We start from the raw sequence: 25,584 nt of genomic DNA, 5'->3' as shown, positions 1-25,584 counted from the left end.
GGTGAGCTCACCCGCCGACCCGCCGCCCCACGGTGTGCACGATCACGACCGTGGGGTCCCACGGCACCAGATCGTCGACCGCGCCTTGCAGGTCGGCGAGCGGGGGCAGCGGTTCGGGTCCGAGGATCGACACGGTGGCCGTGTCACCGGACAGCGTCACGTCGACGACCTCCGCGCCGGGCGCCTCGCGCAACCAGTCGCGGGCGGCGTCGGCGATCTGGCTCGCCCACAGCGTCGACAGCGAATTCAGCACCATCGGCACGGCGACCAGCACCAACGCCGCCGCCAGCACCGCGTACGCCCGTCCACGCCGCGCCGTGCCCGCACCCGCCTCGCCCGGATAGCCGGCGACCACCAGCACCACCGTGGTGGTGATGATCATCGCGACGGCGTTCGACGCGAACAGCACGAACGCGCCGACCGCCAGCGCGGGCGCCCCCGAGCCGAGGCACACCCCCACCACGCCCAGCGGCGGCACCAGCGAGATCGCGATCGCGACGCCGGGCAGCACATCGCCGACGTCGCGGCGGGTGGCCGCGACCGCCGCGACGAGTCCGGTGGCGATCGCCGCGGTGAGGTCCATCAGTTTCGGCGAGGTCCGGCCGAGGACCTGCGCGTTCGACAGCACGTGCACCGGATTCGGCAGGAACTGCGCCATCAGGACGCCCAACGCGACCACGAGCAGGACCCCCGCGACCACCAGCAGGATGCTCCGGCCGATCAGCGACGCGCGGCCGGTGGCGATGCCGAGCCCCACGCCCAGGATCGGCACCGAAAGCGGCGCGACGATCATCGCGCCGATCACGGTCGCCGTCGAGTCCCCGATCACCCCCGAGATCGCGATCACCGCCGACAGCACCAGCATGATCCAGAAGGCCGACCGTTTGGCCCGGGTGTCGCCTGCGGCGAGGTCGAGGCGATCGGTCAGCTCGTCCAGCGTGCGGCGCTGACCCGGCGGAATCAGATTCCGCGTCGCGCGCCATCCCTCGGTGCGGCTGCTCACGGACTTCATCGTGCCGGGACCCACCGGCCGCGAAATCACCCGTGAGAGGTGATCCCGGAGCGCGTGCCCGGTCGTAGCGTGAGCCCGGACCAGGTCCCGCGCGGTCCGGGCGCCGGCGCGCCGCACGCGGACGGAGCAGCGCAGCGTCCCGACACTGAACAGGAGACAGCGATGACCGCGAATCTGGACTACGGCGACACCACCGATTTCGCCAACGCCACCAGAGGGTTGGTCGCGCGCTTCGACCCCCCGGCGATCACCGCCGCCGATGGGCGCGTGATCTGGGACGTGCGGGCCTACGACTTCCTCACCGGGGACTGTCCGCCCACCGCCAACCCGAGCCTGTGGCGACAGGCGCAACTGTGCAACGAGCAGGGACTGTTCGAGGTGACCGAGGGCATCTACCAGGTGCGCAACCTCGATCTGTCGAACATGACGCTGGTCGAGGGGCGCGAGGGCGTCATCGTGATCGATCCGCTCATCTCTGCCGAGACCGCCGCCGCCGCGCTGGATCTCTACCGGCGGCACCGGGGCGACCGGCCGGTCACCGGCTTGATCTACACGCACTCGCACGCCGATCACTTCGGCGGCGCGCGCGGCGTGGTCCCGGAGGGGCACGCGCCCGTGCCGATCGTGGCGCCCGCGGGCTTCCTCGAGCACGCGGCCAGCGAGAACGTGTACGCGGGCAACGCGATGACCCGCCGGGCGATCTTCATGTACGGCGCGGGACTGGCGAAGGCGCCCGACGGCCAGATCGGATGCGGCCTCGGGATGACCACCTCGACGGGCACCGTCACGCTGATCCCGCCCACCCTCGACATCACCCGCACCGGGCAGGAGGAGGAGATCGACGGCGTGCGCATCGTCTTCCAGCTCACGCCCGGCACGGAGGCCCCCGCCGAGATGAACTTCCTGTTCCCCGACCGGCGCGCGCTCTGCACGGCGGAGAACGCGACCCACAACATGCACAACGTGCTCACCCTGCGCGGCGCGCTGGTGCGCGACTCCCGGGTGTGGGCCGCCTACCTCGACGAGGCGATCGCGCTGTTCGCCGACCACGCCGACGTCGCGTTCGCCTCGCACCACTGGCCCACGTGGGGGCAGCGGGAGTGGACGCAATGGCTTGCCGGACAACGCGATATGTACGCCTACCTGCACGACCAGACCCTGCGCCTGACCAACCGCGGCCTCACCGGTCCCGAGATCGCCGAACAGCTGACCTTGCCGCCCGCGCTGGACGCACTGTGGGCCAACCGCGGCTACTACGGCTCGTTGAGTCACAACGTGAAAGCCGTCTATCAGCGGTATATGGGGTGGTTCGACGGCAACCCCGCCCACCTGTGGGAGCACCCGCCCGTCGAGACGGCGCGGCGATACGTCGCCGACTACGGCGGGATCCCGGCGGTGATCGACAAGGCCACCGAGTACGCGCGCGGCGGCGACCCACGATTCGCGGCGACCCTGCTCAATCACGCGGTGTTCGCCGAACCGGGCAACGAGGGCGCCCGCCGGGCGCTGGCCGACGTCTACGATCAGCTCGGCCACGGCGCCGAGAACGGCCCCTGGCGCAACTTCTATCTCGTCGGCGCGGCCGAATTGCGTTCCGGGCCCACGCCGGTCGACATCGACACCACCGATCCCGCCATGATGATGGCGCTGACCGTCGACATGATCATCGACTCCATGGCCGTGCGCATCGACGGGCCCCGCGCCGCCGACACCGGATTCGTCATGGACTGGCATCTCACCGACGAGAATCGCGTTGTGCGCCTGCGGCTTTCCCACGGCGCGCTCACCCACCGCACGGCGAGCCCGAACGCTCCCCTGCGTGGCGATCCTGACGTCACGCTCACGCTCACCAAAGCGAGCCTGGTCGCGGCGCTGACGGGTCAGGGGATGGACGGGATCGAGGTCGAAGGGGACGAGAAGCTGCTCAGTACCTTGCTGTCGCTGCTGGAGACGCCGGATCCGCGGTTCGATATCGTCACGCCGTGAAGGCCGATCACCGGCGAGGGGATGTTCCCGGCGCCACGGGACCTCACCCCGATGCCGACCGCGCGAGCACGAAGTCACGAAGGCGGCGGGCGAGCGCGGCGGGCTGGTCGAGCGGGATCAGCGTGTAACTGTCGTCCACCCAGGCGATTTCGGCGTTCGGCAGGGCGGCGGCGAGCGACTCCTCCTACGCGGCCCTGGCGCCCCTCGATCGGCAGGTCACCCGACTCGACCTACCCCTCACGACGACGAGTTCGTGATCTACCGCGTCGGTGGCGCGGGGTCGCCGGTCGGATGCCACCGCGCCTGGCAACCCACGGCCGGGCCGGGAGAACACGCGGTATCGCCGAGTTCGGTTGCCCGGCATACTTGTCCGAGAGGTGTCCGTTCGGGGCATGGGGAGGTCGAGCGCTGTGCGGGAGCAGGATTCGGACATCTTCGGCGATCTGATGGCGTGGGTCGAGGGTTATCTGAGCCCGGTCTACCGGCGCAAAGTCGGGGATGCCGGCGAGGCCGCCTGGTGCGCCGAGTGGTACCGGCATGCCGAGGCCGCCGTTCGGCTGGACGCGATGTGGCGCTCCTGGGAGTACTACCGCCACGATCGCACGCAGGGACTCAGCCTCTGGTTCCTGGACCACGCCGACGCGCACATGGCCGCACTGCTCGATCGGGCGGGTCCGTTCAAGCTGTGCGGCATCCGGGGCAGCCACCAGGATGCGCCGGTGCCGCCGAAACCACCCCCTCCTGATGCGGAACAGGACCACATCCACACCGGCGCAATAAGATTCGGCGTGGACTATCTGATCCCGGTGTATCGGGAACGCATCACCGATGCCGGCACCCGGTGGTGCCCCGAATGGTGGAAGCACGCCGAAGCCGTGGCGCGGCTGGAGGCGATGCGGCAATCCTGGGAGCACTTTCGCTCGACGGGTGGACCCGGCATGAGCGTCTGGCTGCTGGATCACGCGGACCCGCATATGAATACGCTGCTCGACCGATACGGTCCGTTCCGATACTGCCACCTGCACACCGGCCACCAGGACCGGCTCAGGCCCCTGCCGGTGGAGGCGCCGCCGCCGGAGATGTTCCTGGTCGCTCACGCCGAGCCCGAAACCGTCGCGGACGCATCGGAAACGAACATTCCCGTTGCCGCGGTGCCGATATCGGCCTACGACGACGTCGCCGAATTCGTCGAGAAGTATCTGAGCCAGGTGTACCGTCGACAGGTGTTCGACAGCGGCGACACCGTATGGTGCCCCCGGTGGTGGATGCACGCCGAAGCGGTGACACGCCTCGATTCCCTGCGGCGCGCCTGGGACCGCCACCGCTCGAACGAGGAGACCGGCGTGAGCACCTGGCTCCTGGATCACGTCGACCCGCACATGCGCCAACTGTTCGACCGGCGCGGCACGTTCAAGTTCTGTAGCGCACGCACCGGCCACGGCCACGCACTCAACCCGTTGCCGCTCACCCCACCGACCCCTGCGTCCTGGAATGACCCCTTCGACGGGCCCCCAAGGGATTCGAAGTCCGACAGCACCGGGCACAGCACCGCTACGCGGCCGCCGGAGCAACCGACACGCTGAACCAACCTGCCGTGAGGCGAAAGCGCCCGTTCCACCGCGTATTTCGAGCGAGCGCGGCGGCTCCGGGGACCGACCCGGAGCCGTCTCGGTCTAGTGCGCCGCGGAGTCCCAGCTGCGGCCCGTGCCCACGGACACGTCCAGGGGGACGGAGAGGGCGATGGCCGAGGACATGTTCTCGCGGGCGAGGGATTCCAGGGCCTCGCGCTCGCCGTCGGCTACTTCGAACACCAGCTCGTCGTGGATCTGGAGGAGCATGCGGGAGCGCAGGTTCGCCGCGCGGATCGCGTTGTGCACGTTGATCATCGCGACCTTGATGATGTCGGCGGCGGTGCCCTGGATGGGGGCGTTCAGGGCCATGCGCTCGGCGGCCTCGCGGCGTTGGCGGTTGCTGGAGTCCAGGTCGGGCAGGTAGCGGCGGCGGCCGAACAGGGTTTCGGTGTAGCCGACCTTGCGCGCCTGTTCGACCACCTCGTACAGGTAGTCGCGGATGCGGCCGAAGCGCGAGAAGTAGATGTCCATCTGCTCCTTGGCCTCGGTGGTGCTGATCTTGAGCTGGGCCGACAGGCCGTAGGAGCTCAGACCGTAGGCGAGGCCGTAGGACATGGCCTTGATGCGGCGGCGCAGCTCTGGGGTGACCTCGGCCAGCGGGATGTCGAACGCCTTGGAGGCGACGAAGGTGTGCAGGTCCTCGCCGGAGTTGAACGCCTCGATCAGCCCCTCGTCGCCGGACAGGTGCGCCATGATGCGCATCTCGATCTGGCTGTAGTCGGCGGTCATCAGTTCGGCGTAGCCGGCGCCGACGACGAAGGTGTCGCGGATCTCGCGACCGGTGTCGGTGCGGATCGGGATGTTCTGGAGGTTCGGCTCGGTGGAGGAGAGCCGTCCGGTGGCGGCGATGGTCTGGTTGAAGGTGGTGTGGATACGGCCGTCGTCGGCGACCGACTTGAGCAGGCCGTCCACGGTGACCTTCAGGCGGGTGGCGTCGCGGTGCGCGAGCAGATGTTCGAGGAACGGGTGCTGGGTCTTCTCGAACAGCGACTCGAGCGCGTCGGCGTCGGTGGTGTACCCGGTCTTGGTGCGCTTGGTCTTCGGCATGTCGAGCTCGTCGAACAGCACCACCTGCAACTGCTTCGGCGACCCCAGGTTGATCTGCTTGCCGATCACGCCGTAGGCGGCCTCGGCGGCCTCGCCGACCTTGTCGGCGAAACGGCGTTGCAGCGACTCGAGCTGCGGCACGTCGACGGCGATGCCCGCCTCCTCGAGCGTGGCCAGCACACCCAGCAGCGGCAGCTCCATATCGGTGAGCAGCGCGGTCGACTCGATGCGCTCCAGTTCCTCGTCCAGGGCGGCCGCCAGGTCCAGGACGGCGCGGGCGCGCAGCATCTCGCCCCTGGCCACCTCGGCGTCGACGGTCTCCTCGTCGTCCAGCAGCGACAGCTGCGGTTCGGCCTCGGTCTCCGCGCGCAGCTCGCGGTGCAGGTAGCGCAGCGAGAGATCGTCGAGGTTGAAGCTGCGCTGGCCGGGGCGCACCAGATACGCGGCCAGCGCGGTGTCGGAGGTCAGGCCCGCCAGGGTCCAGCCGCGCCCGCGCAGCGCGTGCCCGGCGGCCTTCGCCTCGTGCAGCGCCTTGGGCACGGCGGGATCGGCCAGCCACGCGCCGAGCGCCGCCTCGTCCTCGGGCGTGAGGACTGTGACGTCGATGTAGCCGCTCTCCCCGTCGGCGGCGGCGATGGCCAGCGCCTTCACGTCGCCGTGCACCGGCGTACCGGTGCCGACCACCGAGACACCGTGGCGCGCACCGGCTTTCGCGTGCTCGGCGAGCCATTCGGCGACCGCGCCCACGGCCAGCGCGCCACCGGAGATCTCGAAACCGGACTCGGCCTCGGGCTCCGGCGGGGCCAGCGTCTCGAACAGCCGGTCGCGCAGCACGCGGAATTCGAGGTCGTCGAAGAGCTGGTGGATCTTCTCCCGGTCCCACGGTCCCTGCGCCAGCTGCTCCGGCGTGTACGGCAGCGGCACGTCCTTGACCATCTCGGTGAGCTGGCGGTTGAGCACCACGCTGCTCAGGTTGGCGCGCAGCGCGTCGCCGACCTTGCCCTTCACCTGGTCGACCTTGTCCACCAGATTCGTCAGGTCCCCGTACTCACGGATCCATTTGGCGGCGGTCTTCTCGCCCACCCCCGGGATGCCGGGCAGGTTGTCGCTCGGGTCGCCGCGCAGCGCCGCGTAGTCGGGGTACTGGGCCGGGGTGAGCCCGTATTTGGTCATGACCTCCTCGGGGGTGAACCGGGTGAGGTCGGAGACGCCCTTGCGCGGGTAGAGCACGGTGACGTCGTCGGTGACCAGCTGGATGGAGTCGCGGTCGCCGGTGACGATGAGCACGCGGAAGCCCTCGGGCACGGCCTGGGTGGTGAGCGTGGCGATCACGTCGTCGGCCTCGAACCCGTCGATGGCCATGACGGGGATGCCGAGCGCGCCGAGCACGTCCTTGGTGAGCTCCACCTGGCCGCGGAACTCGTCGGGCGTCTGCGAGCGGTTCGCCTTGTACTCCGGGTAGGCCTCGGTGCGGAACGTCTTGCGCGACACGTCGAACGCGGCCGCGACGTGCGTGGGCTTCTCGTCGCGCAGCAGGTTGATGAGCATGGCGGTGAAGCCGTACACGGCGTTGGTGGTCTGGCCGGTGACGGTCTTGAAGTTCTCCGCGGGCAGCGCGAAGAACGCGCGGTAGGCGAGCGAATGCCCGTCCAGCAACAGCAGGGTCGGCCGGTCCCCCGAGCCGGAGGCGCCGGAGGCGTCGGAGGCGGCGGTGGGACGCGAGGCGGTTGTGGGTGAGCTCACCCACCAGAGTGTAGGGACCGGCACCGACAAGCCGGAACGCCGCCGCCGCACCGGTGTGCCGCGCCGGTCACGCCACGTTCTGCTCGGCCGCGTACCAGGTGTTGCACTCGAAGGCGTCGCCCTTGTCCGAGCCCCACTTCCACCAGCCCCACGCGTTGTCGTCGCGCGCGCCGCGGGTGTGGCGCGCCGCCTCCTGCCAGGTCGGGCGGTCCAGGTCGCCGCGGCCGTCGTTGACGCCGAAGAACATGCCGGCGAAGCAGCCCGCCTGCAGTTCCAGCCTGCGGCCGAGCAGCGCGCCCTCGCCGCCCTCCCAGCCGAGGTCGGTGCGGTGGTCCCGGTAGGCGCGGTCGACGCCGATGAGGTTCTGGACGTGATGGGCGTACTCGTGGGCGAGCAGCGCCAGCTGCGCGCCGCGCCGCGAACCGGCGACCGTCGGACGGGACGCGTCGAGCGGGATGACGATGGTCTCGCTCACCGCGCAGTAGAAGGCCTCGGGCCGGTCCGCGCCGCACGAGGCGCGCGCCACCTCGGCGGAGTTGGGCACGTTCAGGCGCGGGGCGCGGAACGGCAGGCCCGCCCCGCGCAGCGCCGGTTCCCACGCGGCGTCCAGACAGGTGAGCGCCGCGGTGTAGAAGGCCTGCGCCGCGCCGGAGGTGTCGCGCCACGCGGGCAGCGCGCAGTCGACGCGGCCGAGCCCGGCGTGCTGGGCGAAGAGCGGATGGTCGGCCAGCGCGTACACCGGACGGGTGGGCGCGGCCCCGGTGCCGTCCGGACCGGCCAGCGGCGCGTGCGGGGCGGCCGGTGCGGCGTCGCCCACGGGCGGGGCCGAATCCGACACCACACCGGGGAAACCGGGACCCGAGGACTGCGCGGCGGCCGAGCCGAGCGACGCCGCGAGCGCGTCGGCCTCGGGCGGACCGCCGTCGCGCACCACCACACTCACGGCCACGACCAGCCCCACCACGGCGCACACCGCCCACACCAGCGCCCCGGGGCGCCCGGGTCTGCGCCATCGAATCGTCAACGGCCTGTTCATGTTCCCCCCGATGTCAGGCGTCAAACTTCATATATGGAACCGGACGAACCCCGGGCCCGCAACTCCTACGTCCGGATCAGTGCGCTGACCGGGGGCCGCGCGGCGCACGGGATCGCGCCGCCGCTGCCGGACCGCGCAACGCCGGCGGCCGTCCCACCCGGATCACCCCCGTGCGGACCGCACGCACCTCGCCCGGCCACACCCGGATCACCACCGTGCGCCGCCGACACCATCAGAGCGCGGCGACCAGTTCCCTCAGCACCGGCAGGCTCACCGATCCCGAGCCCAGCACCGCGTCGTGGAACGCCTTGATGTCGAACGCCGCGCCCAGCCGCTCGCGCGCCGCCGCCCGCTGTGCGCGGATCTCCAGCTGGCCGACCTTGTAGCTCACCGCCTGTCCCGGCATGGCGATGTAGCGGTCGACCTCGACGGTGATCTCGCCGAGCCCGACCGGCGTGTTCGCGACCATGAAGTCGATGGCCCGCTGCCTGCTCCAGCCCATCGCGTGCAGGCCGGTGTCCACGACCAGCCGGCAGGAGCGCCACGAATCGGCGGCGAGCATGCCCATGCGCGCGAGATCGTCCTCGTACAAACCCATTTCGTCGGCCAGGCGTTCGGTGTAGAGCGCCCAGCCCTCCACGAACGCGGTGTTGGCGAAAGACTGGCGCTGGAAACGCGGCAGGTGCTCGAGTTCGGTCGCGATGGTGAGTTGCAGATGATGGCCGGGGATCGCCTCGTGATACGCCACGGCGGCGGTTTCGAAGCGGCCCCGGTCGGTGGGTTCGTGCAGATTCACGAAATAGGTTCCGGGGCGCGATCCGTCGGCGGCGGGCGGGAAGTAGTAGGCGGCGGGCGTGTCGGCGGCCAGGAAGTCGGGGACGGCGACGATCTCGCAGTCCTGCTTCGGCAACCGCCCGAACCAGTCGCCCATCTCCGCGCCCGCGGCGGCGAGGCAGCGGCGGGCGTCGGCCATGATCTCGTCACCGCTGACGTAGCGCAGGTCCGGATCCTCGCGCAGCCTGGCGAAGATCTCGGCTTGCTCGGAGGTGCCGAACACGCGCGTACCGATCGCCGCGTATTCCGCACGCAGCGAGTCGATCTCGGAGAGGCCGAGTTCGTGGATCCGCTCCGGTCCCAGGTCGGACAGGGTGGTGTGGCGGCGCAGCTGACGCTCGTAGATGTCGGTGCCGTCGTCACCGAGCCAGCACAGACCGGGACGCTCATCGGGACGCGCGGCGGGCAACAGTTCGCCGGCCAGTACGGCTCGGTAGCGAGCGAGGGCGGGCCGGATCACCTCGGCGGACACTTCGGCCAATTCGGCGCGCCACTGCGCTTCCCCGTCCCAGTTCGGCGGCCCGGCCGGCGTGACGAACGGGTCGGCGGCGGGATCGGTGGCGAGGTAACCGTCGAGCTGGTTCACCGAGCGTTCGATCGCGATCCGCGCCGGTGTGCGCCCCGCCGCGAGTCCGTCGCGGAACCGCGCGGTCGCCTGGTCGAGCATGGTGCCGAACTGCCGGTGCCGCCGCACCAGCGCGCGGGCGTGCTCGGGCTCCGGGGCGCTCATCTGGGGCGCCGCCGTGAGCAGTTCGGCGTGCACGCCCGCCATCTGGCCGGACGCGAGTTCGACCGGCCGCCACTCCAGATGCGCGACGGCCGTGGACAATTCGCCCCGCAGCAGCGCGTGCGTGGTGCGGTCCTGCGGCGTCGATCCGGATGTGTCGAGCGCGTCGACGCGCGCGAGCACGGCCCGCAGTTCGCCGAGATGAGCGCGCTCGGCGTCCACCGACAGGTCCTCGACGCGGTCGTCGAAGCGGTGGTCGCCGAGCAGCGTGGCGAGGCTCGGCGCCGCCGCCAGCGTCGCGTCCCAGTAGCGATCGGCCAGTGTCCGCAGCTCGTCGTCCATGCGGGCATCTTCCCTCGAGACGACGAGCCGCGGCACCGGCTTTTCGCTACCCCACGCCCAGGTAGGCCGACTTCACCGCGGGGTCGGTGAGCAAGTGCCTGCCCGCACCGGTCTTGGTGACCTCGCCGGTCTCCAGGATGTAGGCGCGGTCGCTGCGGGCCAGCGCCTGCTGGGCGTTCTGCTCGACCAGCAGCACCGTGGTGCCCTGCTGGTTGATCTCGCCGATGATCCGGAAGATCTGCTGGATCACCATGGGCGCCAGGCCCATCGACGGTTCGTCCAGCAGCAGCAGGCGCGGGCGCGCCATCAGGGCCCGGCCGATGGCCAGCATCTGCTGTTCACCGCCCGAGAGCGTGCCGCCGACCTGCTTGCGGCGCTCCTGGAGACGCGGGAACAGCTCGAGCACCCAGTCCAGCGTCCTCCGGTACTCGGCCTTCTGCGCGAATGTGCGCCCGTAGCACCCCATGTCGAGGTTCTCCTGCACCGTCATGCCGGGGAACACCCCGCGGCCTTCCGGCGCCTGGATCAGTCCCTCACCGACGCGTTCGTGGGCCTTCATCCTGGTGATGTCGCGGCCCTCGAACTTGATGGTGCCCTTGGTGAGCGGCAGCAGACCCGACAGCGCGCGCATGGTCGTGGTCTTGCCCGCGCCGTTGGCGCCGAGCAGGGTGACCAGCTCGCCGTCGGCCACGCGCAGCGAAACCCCGTGCAGCGCCTGGATTCTGCCGTAGTTGACGACCATGTCCTCGACTTCGAGCAGCGGGGTTCCGGTGCTCTCCGTGAGGGTGGACGGCTCCTCCGGGGTGGACGGTTCCTTCGTGACGCTGACCGCTCCCCCGGTGGGCTTCGAGGGCTGATCGCCGGAGTCCGCAGTACCGGAATCGCCGGCAGGACCCACCGATTCGCTGTCGGCCGAAGCGGATTCGCCCTCGGGCGAATCACCCTCGGCGCCAGCCGATTCACTCCCGGCACCCGCCGATTCCCCAGCCGCCGAACCGGATTCGGCCTCCTCGTCCGGCACACCCAGATACGCCGCGATGACCGACGGGTCCTCGCGGATCTCCGCGGGCAGCCCGTCGGCGATCTTGCGCCCGAACTCGAGCACCACGATCCGGTCGGTCACGCCCATGACCAGCCGCATGTCGTGCTCGATGAGCAGTACGGTGAAGCCGTCGTCGCGGATCTTGCGGATCAGGTCCATCAGCGCCGACTTCTCGGCCGGATTGAACCCGGCGGCGGGCTCGTCCAGGCAGAGCAGCTTCGGCTCGGTGGCCAGCGCGCGGGCGATCTCCAGGCGGCGCTGATCGCCGTAGGAGAGGTTGCGCGCCTTCTCCACCGCGCGCGGCGCGATCCCGACGAACTCGAGCAGCGCCATACCGCGCTCGATGGCGTCGCGCTCCTCGGCCCGGTGGCGCGGGGTGCGGAAGATCGCGCCCGGCACCGAGGTCTTGTGCCGGGCGTCGGTGCCCACCACCACGTTCTCCAGCGCCGTCATCTCCCCGAACAGCCGCACGTTCTGGAAGGTGCGGGCGATGCCGAGGCGGGTGATGACATTGCGCTTGGTCTTGCCCAGCGGCTGACCGTCGAAGATCACCGTGCCCGCCGTCGGCCGGTACACGCCGGTGATGGCGTTGAAGCAGGTGGTCTTGCCCGCGCCGTTCGGCCCGATCAGGCCCAGGATCTCCCCGCGGCGGATCTCGAAGCTCACGTTGTCGAGCGCGGTGAGGCCGCCGAACTTGACCGTGAGCCCCTCGGTGCGCAGCAGCGGCTCACCGACGGCGGTCTCGATCTCGCGGTGCGGCGCGACGACCTCGGCGACGGTCTCCTCGTCGGCCAGCGACGGCAGCACCGCGGTGACGTCGACCTCGCCCGCGCTCTCGACCTCCGGCGGCTTCTGGTAACCGGCGGCCATGTCCTCGTTGTCGAACAGCGCGTCACCCGCGCCCGGCCCCGTCATTTGCCCACTCCGATCGGCTCGACCTCGGGCTTGCGCACGGCCTGGTAGACCTGCCTGCCGTAGGTGAGCAGTTTCTGCCGCACCGGGAACAGACCCTGCGGACGCAGGATCATCATCACCATCAGTGCCACACCGAAATACAGATACTTGAGGTCGCCGAGCGACTGCGCGCCGCCCATCCGGAACAGCAGCACGCTGCCGATCAGCAAGGCGCCCGCGATACCGGTGAACACCAGCCCGGCTATCACCCCGCGTCTCGGCCACGGACTGAGTTTCTGGCCCATCCGCTGCCACACGACCATCAGGCCGATGAACACGGCCACGTCCAGGATCAACAGGATGTAGCCGGTGGTCTCGTCGTCGACCAGGCGCACCGAGGCCAACCGGTCGGGCAGATAGGCCACCAGGAACGCGCCGACGATGACGCCCAGCTTGTTGCCCTGGCCGCCGATGACGACCGCGCAGAGGAACAGCATCGAGTTGATGATGTCGAACCGCGACGGACTCACGAACTGCACCTGCCCGGCGTAGAGCGCGCCGGAGATGCCGCCGACGGCCGCGCCGATGAGGAACGCCCACAGCTTGTACTTGAAGGTCGGCACGCCCATGATCTCGGCGGCGTCCTCGTCCTCGCGGATGGCCACCCACGCGCGGCCCACCCGGCTGCGCTCGAGGTTGCCGACCACCAGCAGCACGATCACCACGAGCGCGATGCCGAACCAGTACCAGTAGGTGCCGTAGCTGGCCCGATCCAACAGGTTCGCGCTGTCGGGGTCGCCGGTGTTGCCCGCGGAGAACACGCCGTTGGGGTGTGCCTCGGACTCGCCGATGCGCGGGTAGGCGACCTCGGACAGGCCGAGGCTGCCGTTGGTGATCTCGCCCAGGTTGTCGGCCATGAGGCGCACGATCTCGCCGAAGCCGAGCGTCACGATGGCCAGGTAGTCGCCGCGCACGCGCAGCGCCGGTGACCCGAGGATGAGACCGGATATGCCGGTCACCACGATCGCGATGGGCAGGCAGGCCAGCCACGCCCAGCTCGGGTTCAGCCAGCCGCCGTCGGTCTGGTTCCACGGACTGTTCGGGCTGGTGAGCAGCGCGACCGTGTAGGCGCCGACGGCGTAGAAGCCGACGTAGCCGAGGTCGAGCAGGCCGGTCTGCCCGACCACGACGTTGAGGCCGATGGCGATGAGCGCGAACATCGCGACCTTCGCCATGACCAGGCCGAAGTTGTAGCCGGGGGTGTCCAGCAGCGGCGGCGGGAACAGCGGCAGCAGCGCGAGCGCGATGATCGCGGGCACGCCGACCGCCCACTGCGCGGGCCTGCTCAGCCCGTCCCACCAGGAACGGATGGCATCGCCGACGCCGCGCGGCGGCGGCTGCTTGGGTTCGATCGGCGCCGGGATGGCGGTGGTGGTGTCGGTCATGCTCGTGCCCTCCCGAGGCTCTCGCCGAGGATGCCCGTCGGGCGCACCATCAGCACCACCACCAGCACCACGAACGCGACCACGTCACGCCACTGGGTGCCGAAGAACATCTGCCCGTACTGCTCGACCACGCCCAGCAGCAGACCGCCGAGCAGCGCGCCGCGCAGGTTGCCGATGCCGCCGAGCACCGCGGCGCTGAACGCCTTGATGCCGAGGATGAACCCGCCGGAGTAGATGATCGCGGACGGGATCTTGATGACGTACAGCGTGGCCGCCGCGCCCGCGAGCAGACCGCCGATGAGGAACGTCAGCATGATCACCCGTTCCCGCGAGACGCCCATCAGCGTCGCGGTGTCCGGGTCTTGGGCGACCGCGCGGATACCGCGGCCGAATTTCGTTCTGTTGATGAGCATTTCGGTGGTCAGGGCGAGCACCACCGCGGCCGCGACGATGAGGATCGCGATATTGGTGATGTCGGCGCCGCCGAAGCTGAACAGCGTGGTCTGCTCCACCAGCCGCACCGGCTGCTGGGCGTTCGGGCCGCCCAGATCCGAGTTGATCTTGGGGAGCACGAACAGCACGAACTGCTGGATCACGAACGACGCGCCGATCGCCGTGATCAGGAAGGCCAGCGGTTTCGCGCCGCGTTTACGCAGCGGCCGATACGCCACCCGCTCCAAGCCGACCGCCGCGCCGCCGGAGACGAGCATGCCCACGATCATCGCCGTGCCCAGGTACACGACCGTCAGGAACACGCCCTGGTCGTACACGTCGGGTCCGGCGGCGAAGCCGAGCAGCATCAGGCCGACCAGCTGCCCGAACATGCCCAGCATGAATATTTCCGAATGGGCGAAGTTGATGAGCCGCAGCACGCCGTAGACCAAGGTGTAACCCACCGCGACCAGCGCGTAGATGGATCCATAGGTCACGCCGTCCACGGTCAGTCGCCAGAACTGGTCGACCACGCCCTGGAAGTTGAACTCGATCGAGCTGGCCAACAAGGCCGTGCTCGCCGCAGCTGTCGATGTCATTCGTCGTTCGCCCTCACACCCTGATGCCCCTGAAGACAGCGGCACGTACCGGGACGCACGTCCCGGTACGTGCCGCGAGTTCCCTTGTCCCTACTTGACTTCGTAGATCCAGATCAGCGCGTTCGACAATTCGCCATCGGCGTTCCACTGGTAGTCGCGCGCCAGACCCGCGCCCTGGTACGTGCGGACGTACTCGAGCAGATCGGGGCGGGTGACCTTACCGCCGTCGATGCCCTTGGCCAGGATCGTGGTCAGGTCATATGCCTCGACCGAGTAGACGCCGGGCGCCTGACCGATCAGGGCCTCGTACTCCTTGGTGAACTCTTCCGGGGCCGGTCCACAGGGGCAGGAGAGCGTCGCGCCCGTCGCGGAATTGCCCGCCTGTGCCACGAACTGCGGATCGTTGGTACCGTCCGCGGACACGAACGCCGCGTCCACGCCGCCCGACTTCAACTGCTGCGCCAGCGGCGCCGCCTCGGCGTAGTAGCCGGAGAAGAACACCGCGTCCGGATTCGCCGCCGCGACCTTGGTGACGGTCGCCGAGAAGTCCTTGTCACCCTTCTTGATGCTCGCCGAGCACGAGGCGTCGGCCGCCGCGCCCAGGCCCGCGGTGATCGAAGCCGCCAGGCCCACACCGTAGTCGGTGTTGTCCTGGATGACGCAGACCTTGCCGTAGCCCGCGGTGTTCACCAGGTACTTGGCCACCGAGGGGCCCTGCACCCCGTCGTGGGCCAAGCCGCGGAAGAACGACGTCCAGCCGTTCTTGGTGAGCGTCTCGTTGGTCGCCGACGACGACACCGCCACCAGGCCCGCGTCGCTGAGCAGGTTGCCGGTCGCCTTCGTCTCACCCGAGAACGCCGGGCCGACCAGGCCGATGATGGTGGGGTCGTTGATGATCTCGGGGATCACCGAGGTGGCCTTCTGCGGGTCACCCTCGGTGTCGAACTGCTTGAGGGTGATCTGACATCCCGCATTGGCCTTGTTGTGCTGGTCGAGTGCCAGCTTCACGCCGTTGACGATATTGATGCCGAGCGCCGCGTCGGGGCCGGTGAGCGCACCCGCCATCGCGATGGACGTGCCCGCCGGGCAGGTCGCCGAACCGTCACCGGCCGGGTCGGCCGCGTTCGAGGCGTCCGCCGCCGGGACTTCCTTGCCCTCGGAATCCACCTGGACCACCGGCTGGATGGACAGCCCGCCGGCGCCCGAGCCCGTGGCGTCGGAATCGCTTCCGGTCGATTTCTCGCTGCATCCCGTCAACGCCAACGCCGCAGCGGCACCGATGACCAAAACGCTCCGCGTCGAACGACTGCGCCATGTCGAACTAAGCACGTCTCACCTCTACGTCCTGTGCTCCCCCGGCAAACCCGAGGGGGCCGACCACGTCGGCCCGGTCAGAACATAGCGTCGGCACGTTAGTTCCGCATCACATTCGGATCATACGGACGGCTTCGTGTCGAATTCTTTTTGTCGATCGGGTTTCGGTCGCGTTAAATCACCACAGCCGGACACCGCCGAGGGGGCGCACCTCACTTGGGTGCGAGATTCTCCAGCACGACCTCGGCAACCGCCTTCATCGTAGTCCGGCGGTCCATCGCCGTGCGCTGAATCCACTTGAACGCCTGCGGTTCGGACAGGCCCTGCGTCTGCATCAGCACGCCCTTCGCGCGCTCCACCAGTTTGCGGGTCTCGAGCCGGTCGGCCAGATTGGCGACCTCGCTCTCCAACGCGGTGATCTCGTGGAAACGGCTGGCCGCCAACTCGATCGCGGGCACCAGATCCGACTTCGTGAACGGCTTCACCAGATACGCCATCGCACCCGCGTCGCGCGCCCGCTCCACCAGGTCGCGCTGGCTGAACGCCGTCAGGATCACCACCGGCGCAACACGTTTCGACGCGATCTCGGCCGCGGCGTCGATACCGTCGCGGCGCGGCATCTTCACGTCCATGATCACCAGGTCGGGGCGATGCTCCACCGCCAGATCCACCGCCTGCTGGCCATCGCCCGCCTCACCGACGACCTGATAGCCCTCCTCGGTCAGCATCTCCACCAGGTCCATGCGGATGAGCGCCTCGTCCTCGGCCACGACGACCCGCTTCGCCCCGGCGTCCTTCTTCGTGCCGGCGCCCCCTGCTGCTGTGCTCATAGGTAGACCCCTCTGGTTGCGATGCCTGTCCCGACACACGCGAATGGGGCTGAGACGATCTCCTTCACCGCCTCGCCCCACCCGGCACGCCGTCGAGTGATGTAGAGAGTACCGTTCACCCGACCCCGCAACGCATATACCCTGCGTAAAGACCCATACCGTGGCGCGCGCCACAACCCGTTTGGCTCCGGGGGCCCGCCACCGGCTATAGTTCTCAACCGGTGCGCCGGGTTGGCGGAACTGGCAGACGCGACGGTCTCAAAAACCGTTGTCCGAAAGGACGTGTGGGTTCGAGTCCCACACTCGGCACCAGCCTCGTAGCCGGCTCGCGCTCGCGGAGAGCGCGAGCCGTTCTCGTCTGGTCGTGTTCTCCGGGGGTGCAACCCCCGGGCCCCGCCCGGCGGGGCTTCGCCCCCGGACCCCCCTTGGTGGGTGGTTGCGTTGGCGGGTAAGTCGCGTTTCTGGACTGCACCCGAACGCCTGTTCAACACCGACAGGACTGCTCAATTGTCATCTGCGCCGTCGGGGTGTCGGCGTTGGATTCCGACCGCCATTGTGGGTCTGTCCGGTTTAGTACGTTTCTTTCGCCAGTGTTCGGATTCCGGACTTTTGGCCGGCATTCTTTCCTATCGGGTGGCAATGGCTGTCGGCTTTTGTTCATTGATCTCATGGCGGGGCCGCTCCATATGGCGCAGATTGTGCTGGGCGGAGGCCGATCGTGTCGTGTGGGCCGCGCCGAGAGTCCATTGTTCGGGTGCCCGGCGGCGGGCGGGGTGGTGGCGGTTGCCTCTGGATTGCCCTTCCGGTTTGTCAGTGGGGCTGGACGGGGTGGGTGGGGGTTTTGAACCGGGGCGGGGTGTGGGACGTGGACGGACGTAGGGTGGAAGAGAGCCCGAGTGCGGAGGTTGCGGCTATGCGGGTGAACAGGACGACCGTGGATTTGGCGGGGTATCCCGACCTCGTTGTCGTATATCTCGGCATGCGGGTGCGCAAGCCGCGGGGGATGTTGCGGCTCCTGGGGATCGGGCCGAAGCTGTACCGGTCGCACAAGGACCGGCCCGACGGGTTGCTGGCGCACGAAGACGTGGTCTGGGGACTCTTCCCACCGCACTGGGGCGCGCGCCAGTACTGGCGCGATCTGGACAGCCTGGAACGCTGGACCCGCTCCGACCCGCACCGGCAGTGGTGGACCCAATTCCTCAAGGACTCCGGCGGCACCGGGTTCTGGCACGAGGCGTACTTCGCCCGCGGCGGCATCGACGCCATGTACGACGACATGGCGCCCGCCACCGGCCTCGCCCGCTTCGCGCCCGTCGTCGCCTCGCGCGGACCGATGTTCTCCACGCGCGGGCGGGTGCACGGCGAACAGCCGAAGGCGCCGCCGGTGGTCACCGAATCCGCTTACTACCGAAGCGAATCCGACTGACTCGCTTCGATCCGAAGCCGGGCGGTGAGCGTTCCCTCGGATCACTTCGCGGCACGTCGTGGATGACGCCGCCGTCGATCGCGCCGGACCCAGGTGGTCGCCAGCGTGCTGTGGTTCACCGCCCTCGGATTCGGTGCGCGCCGCCTCGGTCCGCTGTTCACCCGGCCGCTCACATGGCGGGTGGGGCGACGCGTGCGCGGGCCCGGTTCGCGTAGCGCCGGAATCGCGCCCGAATGACGGATGCCACCTGATCGACATCCGCGGACATCCGAAGGCGTTGCCTCGCAACAGATCTCGCACGCGTAGGCAGCTGCCGCTCAGCGGCTAGTATTCCTCGCCAATGGCGCGACGGATCACCTCTTCCTCCGTGAGCGCGCTCGACGGGTGGTGACTCAGGCACATCGGGACCGCGAGCTTGCCGAAGGCGGCGCCCTCGGTCGCGCCGTAGAAGCGTCCGGCGGCGAGGCGGGAGATGTCGTCCACGGTGCCGCCCTTCGCGCGCGCCAATTCGGTGGCGGTCTGCATATGAGCCGAGGCGTTCAGTCGTCCGAAGAACTGGGTGGCGGTGTTGCCGGTCACCATGTTGTGCAACGCTTTCGGCGCCTGCGTCGCGTACACCAGGCCCAGGCCGTACTTGCGGGCCTGCGCGGCGAGTTGCAGGCTGCTCGCGCTCGACGCGGTGGTGCCGCGCGAGGGGACGAAGGTGTGCGCTTCGTCGAGCACCAGCAGACCGCCCAGCGGACGGTCGCCCGCCGGATTCCGTTTGATCCACGCGAACAGCGCCAACTGGAGCTGGTTGACGAAGGTCTGCTGCTGCGCGGAGGTGGGCAGGCCGATGCAGCTGATCACCGACACCCGGGCCCGCTTGCCCGGCGCAGGCGTGAGCAGCGCACCGGGATCGAGCCGCGTGCCCGCGCCGCCGAACACCGGGTCGTTGATCATGGCCGCGGTGAACTCGGTCGCCACCGCGGCGGCCAGTGGGCGGGCGTCGCGCAGCGTGCTCGCTTCGTCGGGCAGATCGGCCAGCAGTTCGACGAACGCGTGCAGATCACCGCCGACCTCCCGCGCGAAGAACGTGAGCGCCTGCGTGAGGACCGCCTGCCCCGTGGCGAGCTTCCTGGCCGTGAGCCCGGCGCGCGGGAGCAGACCGGCCACCGAGGCGTCGACGGCGATCCGGAATTCGTCGGGGTCGTCCAGCACGCCGGAGAAGTCGGGCAGCGGATTCAGCGAGAGCGGGCGTCCCGCCTCCCGGCGCGGGGTCCAGACGATCACCTCGGTCTCCGCGAAGTACCGCTCGGCGCGCTCCGCATCGCCGGGATTCCAGCCGAGCGGCGACGCGGGCCAGCGATCGCCGAGCCTGGCCAGATCGTTGTTGGTGTCGACGAGGATCGACGAAACACCGTGCAGCGCCGCCTCTTCCACCAACCGGCGCAACAGCACCGTCTTCCCGGAACCCGAGCCCGCGAAGACGGAGACGTGCTTGCGGAGCAGGACGAGCGGGAGGCGGAACTCGCGACCGGTGTCGCGATAGCGGCCGACGGTGATCGTCGGCTCGGGCGATTCCGCCGGAGGTGCCGGGGTGTGCGCGGATTTCGCTTCGACGGCAACGGCCGGCGCGGTGGGTGACGCCGGATGACCCCACGTCGGTGACGGCGCCGAATTGCCCGGAGCGGCAGCCGCTCCCACCGCGTTCGCCAGGGCGGTCGGCACCTGATCAGCAGCCGGACCTTCCGCGCCGGATCCCGCACTCGGCGACACCGGCCCGAACTCCCCTCCTCGATCCGGGACGGACGACCGCACCGGGGAGCCTTCCGCGACTCCCGTGGTCGGCGGCTCGACAGCGGACACCGACTCACGGACCATCGGGGGGGTTGGGTCCGAGTTCGCCGAGGAGCTCGGATCAGTGCCGGCCGAGATGGCTTGGGACGACGCGGTCGCCTCGCCGTTCGGCGAAAGGCCGGTCGGTTCCGCAAGCCCCACATCGGAATTCCCCGTGGCGACGGCGTCCTCCCCATCCTGCGGGCCGGTCGGATGCGTCGTGCGCGCAGTCGCGACACCCCCGTTCGCCCCACCCAGGATCTTGGTGAACAACTGCGTCCTGCTCGCGGGCTGCCGCGAAACGAGCCAATTGATCAGTCCCGGAGCGTGTTCGGCGAGCATCGTGCCCAGGGCGGCGAAGGTGCGGAGGTCTTCGGTCTGGACGGGGAGGGCGCGGCCGTTGGCGGACTCCAGCGCCTCCAGCATGTCCGCGGTCACGCGCCCGCGCGAGAACGGGATATTGCGCAGGATCACCAGGTGCCGCACGGACACACCGGGCTGGATGCCGGACTCCAGCGTCGCCGAGCGCAGCCGCGCCTGCACCGCGCGATGGTGTCGGTGGGCGATGGCGCGGAAGCTCCAGTGCTCCTCGGACTCCGTCGCCTCGTCCAGCGTGCACCGCAGGCGCGCGTGCAGCGACGGCTGCACGTCGGTGTCGACCGTCAGGTCCTGGCGGTTCTGTTCGTGCACGTAGGCGCGCAGACCGGCGTCGAGCAGCGCCGACATCCGCTCGTCCTCGTGCGCGGGATCGAGCGGGGCCTCGACGTCCACGGCCGCCCGCAGCGCCTCGAAGCGCGCGTCCAAGACGGCGGCGTCGGAGGGGGTGGCCGGCGGTGGGGTCGGATTGTCCTCGGCCGCTCCCGCGAAACGGGTCAGCTCGTCGACTCGTCCCCGCGCCAGGCACGCGCGAACATGGGTGTCCAGGCGTTGCAGCAGGCGACGGGGCGTGAAGGACGCGACCTCCGGATCGTCGAAGGCGACGGGCAGCACCGGCCAGGTCGGATGCGGCGGGACGAAACCGAGGGCGCCGAACAGACCGCCGAGGTGGCGCTCCACGATCGCCGAGGCCACCGCGGCGTCGGGCATCGCCGTGGCGAGTTCGAGCACGGTGAACCGGTCGGCCGCCGAGTTCACCGCCCGCGAGGTGATCAGCTCCCACGACTTCGGGATGCACGCGGCGACGACGAGGGTGCGCACGGTTTCCTCGCGCAGGTTCATCAGTCCGTCGGCCAACCGGTCGGCCAGCCCGTCGCCCACCGTGCGCGCGGACTGGGCGATGACGGTGTCGACCTGGTCGACGGCGAGCACCACCGGACCGGTGAGCGCGAACAACCGGCACAGTTCGTGAAAGATGAGCTGCGGCGGCTTGATCCGCTCGCGGAAGCCCCACTCGGCGCGGTCGGCTTCCTCGATGCCGTCGGGGAAGACGAGGAAGCTGTGCCCGATCTCGCGTTCCTCGCCCTTGGCCTGGTAGAGGATCAGCGCGCGCAACGTGTCGCGGCAGGTCTCGGCGACCTCGGCGTCGAGTTCCTCCACTTTCTCCGCGAAGGCCCGCAACCCCGCGGGGTCGATCTTGATCATCCCCCGCACGCGCAGTCCCAGTTCGCGGTCGCAGCCGGTGAGCGTGGTGAGGGTGTGGAGCATCCGCCCGAGTTGCCCGCCGTCCGCACCGAGCAGCCGGGTGACCACGCCGTGCACGGCCCCCGACCAGAACGACGCGCCATCGATCAGCTTGGGCATGAAGAACGCCCCGCCCCGATCCTGCACGTGCTGGCGCAACCAGCCGAGCATGTGCGTCTTGCCGACGCCCTTCTCCCCGCTCAGCACCAGACCGGTCGGCGTGCTGCGGGGCCGCGCCTCGGCGGCGGCGACCGCTCGGGTGAGTTCGGCGAAGGCGTGCGGATGCAGTCCGTCGACGTGATGGCTCAGCGGACTCCAGATCTCGTTCGCGCCGAGCACGCTGCTGAACTGGATGGAGGCCAGCGCGTGCCGCTGCGCCTCGTTCACCGTGGCACCTCGACGGTGAGCAGATGCCGCCGCGTGCCGCCCAGCACCACGGCCGCGTCGTGGTCGGCGTCGGTGAGGATCTTCTGGTCCGCTTCGGAACGCACGTGCACGCCCCGGCGCCGGGACAGCAGTTCGACCGCGCGGTCGAACTCGCCGCGCGACAACCCGTCGAGCCGGTCCCGCAGCACCGCCAGGCGTACCGGCGCGCCGCTGCCCTGGGTGACGGCGGCGTAGGCGGCCTCGACCTGGCCGGCCACGTCGGGCCGGAACAGTTCCGCCAGCGACTGCCCCGTGCCGTCCAGATGGCGGCTCAGCGCGGCGAGCACGACGTAGAGCGCGCCGCCCGCCGAACCGGAGCGGGCCGGGCGCTCGGCCGTCAGTTCCGCGCGACACCACACCGCGCCGCGATCGGTCAGCTCGTGCACGTAGGCGCGGCCCACCTTCACGCTGTCGACCAACCCGAGAGCGTTGAGGCGCACCCGGTCCTTCCCGTCGAGTTTCAGACCCGCCAGCGCGAGGAGTTCCGCGTTGGTGAGTTCCCTGGCCTGCGCCATCAGGACGAGCAGCACGCACCGCTCGACGGTGTTCAATCGGACCTCGGTCATGGCCGTCCCCGTTCTGTCACCCGTGTGACTCGTCGATCACTGTGAAACCGCCCGGCACGGTGACGATCCCGCGGGCGCGCCCGGCGCCGGTGACCTCGCCTTCGGCCCGGACGGCCCGTCCCGCGCTGTGCGCGTCGAGCGCCACGCGGTAGTCCTCGTCGCCGGGCAGGCGCACGCGCACCGACCGGCGGCGCGCGTGCGGTGCGCCCGCGTACCGGAGGACGCCGCGCACCGTGATCCGCCGCCGGTCGCCCTCCGCGTCGTCGGCGAGCCCGACCACCACGCCCTCCACGACACCCGGGACGGGGCGCTCGCGATCCGGGACCGGCTCCGCTCGGCGACCACGCGCGCGGACCTCCGCGCGGAGCACCTCGCCCGCGCCGCCCGGCAGCTCCACGGTGTCCGGTGGGGGCGAATCCGTTCCCACCCAGCGGAATCCGAGGCTGACCCCGTCCGGGCCCGCGAGATCGGCCAGCGCGCGGCACACGGCATCGGAGAGGTCCGCGAGGTGTGCGGCGGGATCGGCGTCCTGGCGCGCCGCCGCCGACGCGGCCGCCGAACTGTGCCACACGCGCAGGGCGGTCCGCCTGCCCAGCGAGTCCGGCCCGGCGTGCGGCACCGCGACATCCACGCCGAACGGCCGGTCGCTCCACGACAGCCGCGCGCGGTCGAGCAGGGCGCGCGCGTCCCCCGGTCGCGCCTCGTCGGCGGCCTCGCGCGCGCAGTGCAGCAGCAGATCGCGCAGCGCGCCCACCGTGCGCGCGCCGGTGGGCAGCGGCACCGCGTCGATGTCGTCGCGGGCGCGGAACAAGAGGAGGTCGGCGGGCGGGGAACTCAGATCGCGCCACACCGCGCGCGGCGAGCGGTCCTCGGCGTCCGCGACACACCGGGCCAGGTCGCGGATCCGGCTCGGGGTGTCGGCCAGTTCGTCGGAAGCGGGTACCAGGACGTCGAATTCGCGCAGGCTCCACACCTGCGCGTCCCGCCAGCCGGCGGTGACCGTCCAGCCGTGGGCGCTCAGATACGCCGTCACCGCCCGCACGCGGGGCACCTGGGCGCCGGTCATGCCGGGACGATCGCGGAACCGGCGACCAGCGCGCGCAACCCGTCCGCCGTGAGCACGTTGCCCACCGGGATGTGCACGCGAACTCGGCCGCGCGCGTCGGTCGCGGGCAGCGGGGGCCGGTCGTGCAGCGGCAGGTAGTAGCCGATGTGCCGGAGCAGGAGTCCGGCGGTGCGCAGGTCGGCGTATTCACCGGCGCGCGGCGGCACGTGGATCACGAACAGGTAGCGCGGCACGGTCGAGCCGGTGCCCGCCAACTTGTCGAACTGGGCGCGGCCGAGCCCGTCGTAATCGAGGTGGCCGCCGCGGACCGGCAGCCGCGACACCGTCTTCACCTGGACGTCGATGCGCGGGGAGAAGCCGCTCGGGGTGCGGCCGGGGAGTTTCAGGCACAGGTCGACGCCGTCGAGGTCCACGTCGTCCTGCGACCAGATCAGCCCGGCGGCCGAGGCCAGCACGCGCACGTAGTCGGTGCCGAACTTGCCCTGGTGATTCGCCCTGTCGAGCACCGAATCCCCTTCCGCGCGAACATGATCGAGTGCCCGATACCCGGCAACCGACGACACTCTAGCCCCGGCGCACGCGCATGTCGCGGTGTTCGCGGGAATCTCGGACCCGGTGCGCGGGCTTCGTTCCGCGACATCGCGAACCGCCGACTCGGCCTGCTCGATTCGGCCGGGCGCTGTCGAATCCGCCGCCGAAAACCACGAAACGTCGCCGATCCGAACAGGAGTCGCAGCGAACACAATTCATGCCGAATGGGTATTGCGGGTTCATCACGCCCTCGGCCGCGCTCCGGAAAACCCCTGATGGTTGCCGGGTCCACCTATTCGTCCGAGGAATAACCGTGTGCACGCGCACCCCGATGATTGAAGCTCGAAGCGCACGGGTACTGTCGCCATAGGCACAGCGCTCGCACATGATATTCCTCGCGCCGCGCGATTGATTCTCCGGTGAGGTTCGTGTACAACATGCGACGCGCGGATGAATATATGTCCGCGCGGGTGTGATCCGGTCTTTTCGGACTTCTGAACGGGCAACGGCCGAATTACCGTGAACGCATGCACGTCCTGTTCGTCTGCAACGGCAACGTCTGCCGTTCGGCGATCGCCGAGCGGCTCGCCCGCGCCCTCGCCGTCGAACATCCCCTGCCGGGCCTCACCGCGGACAGCGCGGGCACCCGCGCGCTCGTCGGCTTCCCGGTGGAACCACTTGCCGCCCAGACGATCTCGGGCCTCGGCGCCGACCCGGAAGGATTCCGGGCGCGCAAACTCAAACCGGAACACATCGACCGCGCCGACCTGGTCCTGACGATGACCGAGCAGATCCGTGACCAGGCGAGCGAGATGGCGTTCGGGGCGGCCTCGCGCACGTTCACGCTCCTCGAGGCGCGCCGCATCGCCAAGGTGACCGGCGCCCGCACCGTGGCCGAACTGCATCAGGCGCGCAACGATCTGGCGTTGGTGGGGCGGGAGAACATCGCCGATCCGGTCGGCCTGTCCCCCGCGGCGTACTGCGAGGTCGGCGACCGGATCGCCGAGGCGCTGGTGCCGCTGCTGCTGGCGCTGGCCCCGCACGAGACGGGCCGCGCCGACGACGAGCGACCGGGGCTGGTGCTGCAACCCGGCGGTCGCGGACCGGCTCCGCTGTCGGCTTTCCTGGCGGCGCAGCGCGTCCGGTAACGGGGACGCGCGCCACCAACTGTGTCGCACCACCCCACCGAGGCACTACACTCCCCGACAACTCCGCCG

Annotated in this window: 17 protein-coding genes, 1 tRNA gene and 1 pseudogene; 5 read left to right on the top strand and 14 right to left on the bottom strand. The window is 70.0% G+C overall.

Translation table 11 applies throughout. The annotated features are described in order from the left end of the window. Positions 1-7: 7 nt before the first annotated feature. A complete protein-coding gene (locus tag DFR74_RS19150; RefSeq protein WP_232331697.1) occupies positions 8-1,003 on the bottom strand; it encodes a DUF389 domain-containing protein in 996 nt (331 codons plus the stop codon). Positions 1,004-1,174: 171 nt separating this feature from the next. On the opposite strand from DFR74_RS19150, the gene DFR74_RS19145 reads away from it, so the two are divergent. Beyond that, positions 1,175-2,998: an alkyl/aryl-sulfatase gene (locus tag DFR74_RS19145; protein WP_067507202.1), complete on the top strand. Its 1,824-nt coding sequence runs from the start codon at positions 1,175-1,177 to the stop codon at positions 2,996-2,998. 392 nt (positions 2,999-3,390) lie between these two features. Further along, positions 3,391-4,581: a DUF4913 domain-containing protein gene (locus DFR74_RS37240; RefSeq protein ID WP_232331698.1), complete on the top strand. Its 1,191-nt coding sequence runs from the start codon at positions 3,391-3,393 to the stop codon at positions 4,579-4,581. Between the two features lie 90 nt (positions 4,582-4,671). On the opposite strand, the gene polA is transcribed toward DFR74_RS37240, so the two are convergent. The 9 genes and pseudogenes from polA to DFR74_RS19090 all read right to left on the bottom strand — a co-directional run bounded on the left by polA (position 4,672) and on the right by DFR74_RS19090 (position 16,914). Beyond that, a complete protein-coding gene (gene polA / locus DFR74_RS19125; RefSeq protein WP_067507115.1) occupies positions 4,672-7,419 on the bottom strand; it encodes a DNA polymerase I in 2,748 nt (915 codons plus the stop codon). Positions 7,420-7,486: 67 nt separating this feature from the next. Further along, positions 7,487-8,455 (bottom strand): neutral zinc metallopeptidase, encoded by a 969-nt coding sequence (locus DFR74_RS19120; protein WP_084537472.1) that lies wholly within the window; start codon positions 8,453-8,455, stop codon positions 7,487-7,489. Between the two features lie 232 nt (positions 8,456-8,687). Further along, on the bottom strand, positions 8,688-10,358 hold the full coding sequence (locus DFR74_RS19115) for a DUF885 domain-containing protein (protein ID WP_067507120.1): 1,671 nt from the start codon (positions 10,356-10,358) through the stop codon (positions 8,688-8,690). A gap of 46 nt (positions 10,359-10,404) precedes the next feature. Continuing rightward, complete coding sequence (locus tag DFR74_RS38215; RefSeq protein WP_228791473.1) at positions 10,405-11,100, bottom strand: ABC transporter ATP-binding protein; 696 nt, start codon at positions 11,098-11,100, stop codon at positions 10,405-10,407. 264 nt (positions 11,101-11,364) lie between these two features. After that, positions 11,365-12,315 (bottom strand): annotated as a pseudogene (locus DFR74_RS38210) (ABC transporter ATP-binding protein); the annotation flags it as partial. Then, on the bottom strand, positions 12,312-13,739 hold the full coding sequence (locus DFR74_RS19105; protein ID WP_067507122.1) for a branched-chain amino acid ABC transporter permease: 1,428 nt from the start codon (positions 13,737-13,739) through the stop codon (positions 12,312-12,314). The gene DFR74_RS19105 and the pseudogene DFR74_RS38210, both read right to left, overlap by 4 nt. Then, positions 13,736-14,770, bottom strand: coding sequence for a branched-chain amino acid ABC transporter permease (locus DFR74_RS19100; protein WP_067507125.1), 1,035 nt, complete (start codon positions 14,768-14,770; stop codon positions 13,736-13,738). Before DFR74_RS19100 ends, DFR74_RS19105 begins: the two co-directional genes overlap by 4 nt. 90 nt (positions 14,771-14,860) lie before the next feature. Continuing rightward, positions 14,861-16,057: a branched-chain amino acid ABC transporter substrate-binding protein gene (locus DFR74_RS19095; RefSeq protein ID WP_067507127.1), complete on the bottom strand. Its 1,197-nt coding sequence runs from the start codon at positions 16,055-16,057 to the stop codon at positions 14,861-14,863. Positions 16,058-16,296: 239 nt separating this feature from the next. Then, a complete protein-coding gene (locus DFR74_RS19090) occupies positions 16,297-16,914 on the bottom strand; it encodes an ANTAR domain-containing response regulator (RefSeq protein ID WP_067507129.1) in 618 nt (205 codons plus the stop codon). 225 nt (positions 16,915-17,139) lie between these two features. On the opposite strand from DFR74_RS19090, the gene DFR74_RS19085 reads away from it, so the two are divergent. Both DFR74_RS19085 and DFR74_RS19080 read left to right on the top strand, forming a co-directional pair. Then, positions 17,140-17,226: transfer RNA gene (locus DFR74_RS19085), tRNA-Leu, on the top strand. Between the two features lie 601 nt (positions 17,227-17,827). Further along, the gene (locus tag DFR74_RS19080; RefSeq protein WP_067507131.1) at positions 17,828-18,340 is read left to right on the top strand and encodes a monooxygenase family protein; all 513 of its coding nucleotides are present in this window, start codon (positions 17,828-17,830) and stop codon (positions 18,338-18,340) included. Positions 18,341-18,664: 324 nt separating this feature from the next. Here DFR74_RS19080 and DFR74_RS37225 read toward each other — a convergent pair whose 3' ends face one another. From DFR74_RS37225 to DFR74_RS19060, 4 genes are read right to left on the bottom strand one after another with little or no spacing between them, the layout of a single operon-like run. Then, positions 18,665-22,165 carry a helicase HerA domain-containing protein gene (locus tag DFR74_RS37225; protein ID WP_067507133.1) on the bottom strand — a complete coding sequence of 1,167 codons (3,501 nt, stop codon included), beginning with the start codon at positions 22,163-22,165 and terminating at the stop codon, positions 18,665-18,667. Beyond that, entirely contained in the window at positions 22,162-22,770 is a 609-nt protein-coding gene (locus DFR74_RS19070; protein WP_067507135.1) for a hypothetical protein, read from the bottom strand. Before DFR74_RS19070 ends, DFR74_RS37225 begins: the two co-directional genes overlap by 4 nt. 16 nt (positions 22,771-22,786) lie before the next feature. After that, positions 22,787-23,836, bottom strand: a complete 1,050-nt coding sequence (locus DFR74_RS19065) for a hypothetical protein (RefSeq protein ID WP_067507147.1) — start codon at positions 23,834-23,836, stop codon at positions 22,787-22,789. Continuing rightward, positions 23,833-24,342 carry a DUF4365 domain-containing protein gene (locus DFR74_RS19060; protein WP_067507149.1) on the bottom strand — a complete coding sequence of 170 codons (510 nt, stop codon included), beginning with the start codon at positions 24,340-24,342 and terminating at the stop codon, positions 23,833-23,835. Before DFR74_RS19060 ends, DFR74_RS19065 begins: the two co-directional genes overlap by 4 nt. Positions 24,343-24,894: 552 nt before the next feature. Here DFR74_RS19060 and DFR74_RS19055 point away from each other — a divergent pair. Further along, positions 24,895-25,515, top strand: coding sequence for an arsenate reductase/protein-tyrosine-phosphatase family protein (locus DFR74_RS19055; RefSeq protein WP_067507152.1), 621 nt, complete (start codon positions 24,895-24,897; stop codon positions 25,513-25,515). The last annotated feature ends 69 nt before the right edge of the window (positions 25,516-25,584 follow it).

The sequence above is a fragment of the Nocardia puris genome (genome assembly GCF_003315035.1).
Taxonomy (GTDB): Bacteria; Actinomycetota; Actinomycetes; order Mycobacteriales; family Mycobacteriaceae; genus Nocardia; species Nocardia puris.
Note: the sequence above shows the minus strand (reverse complement) of the source record. Positions and strands in the feature narration are given on the sequence as shown.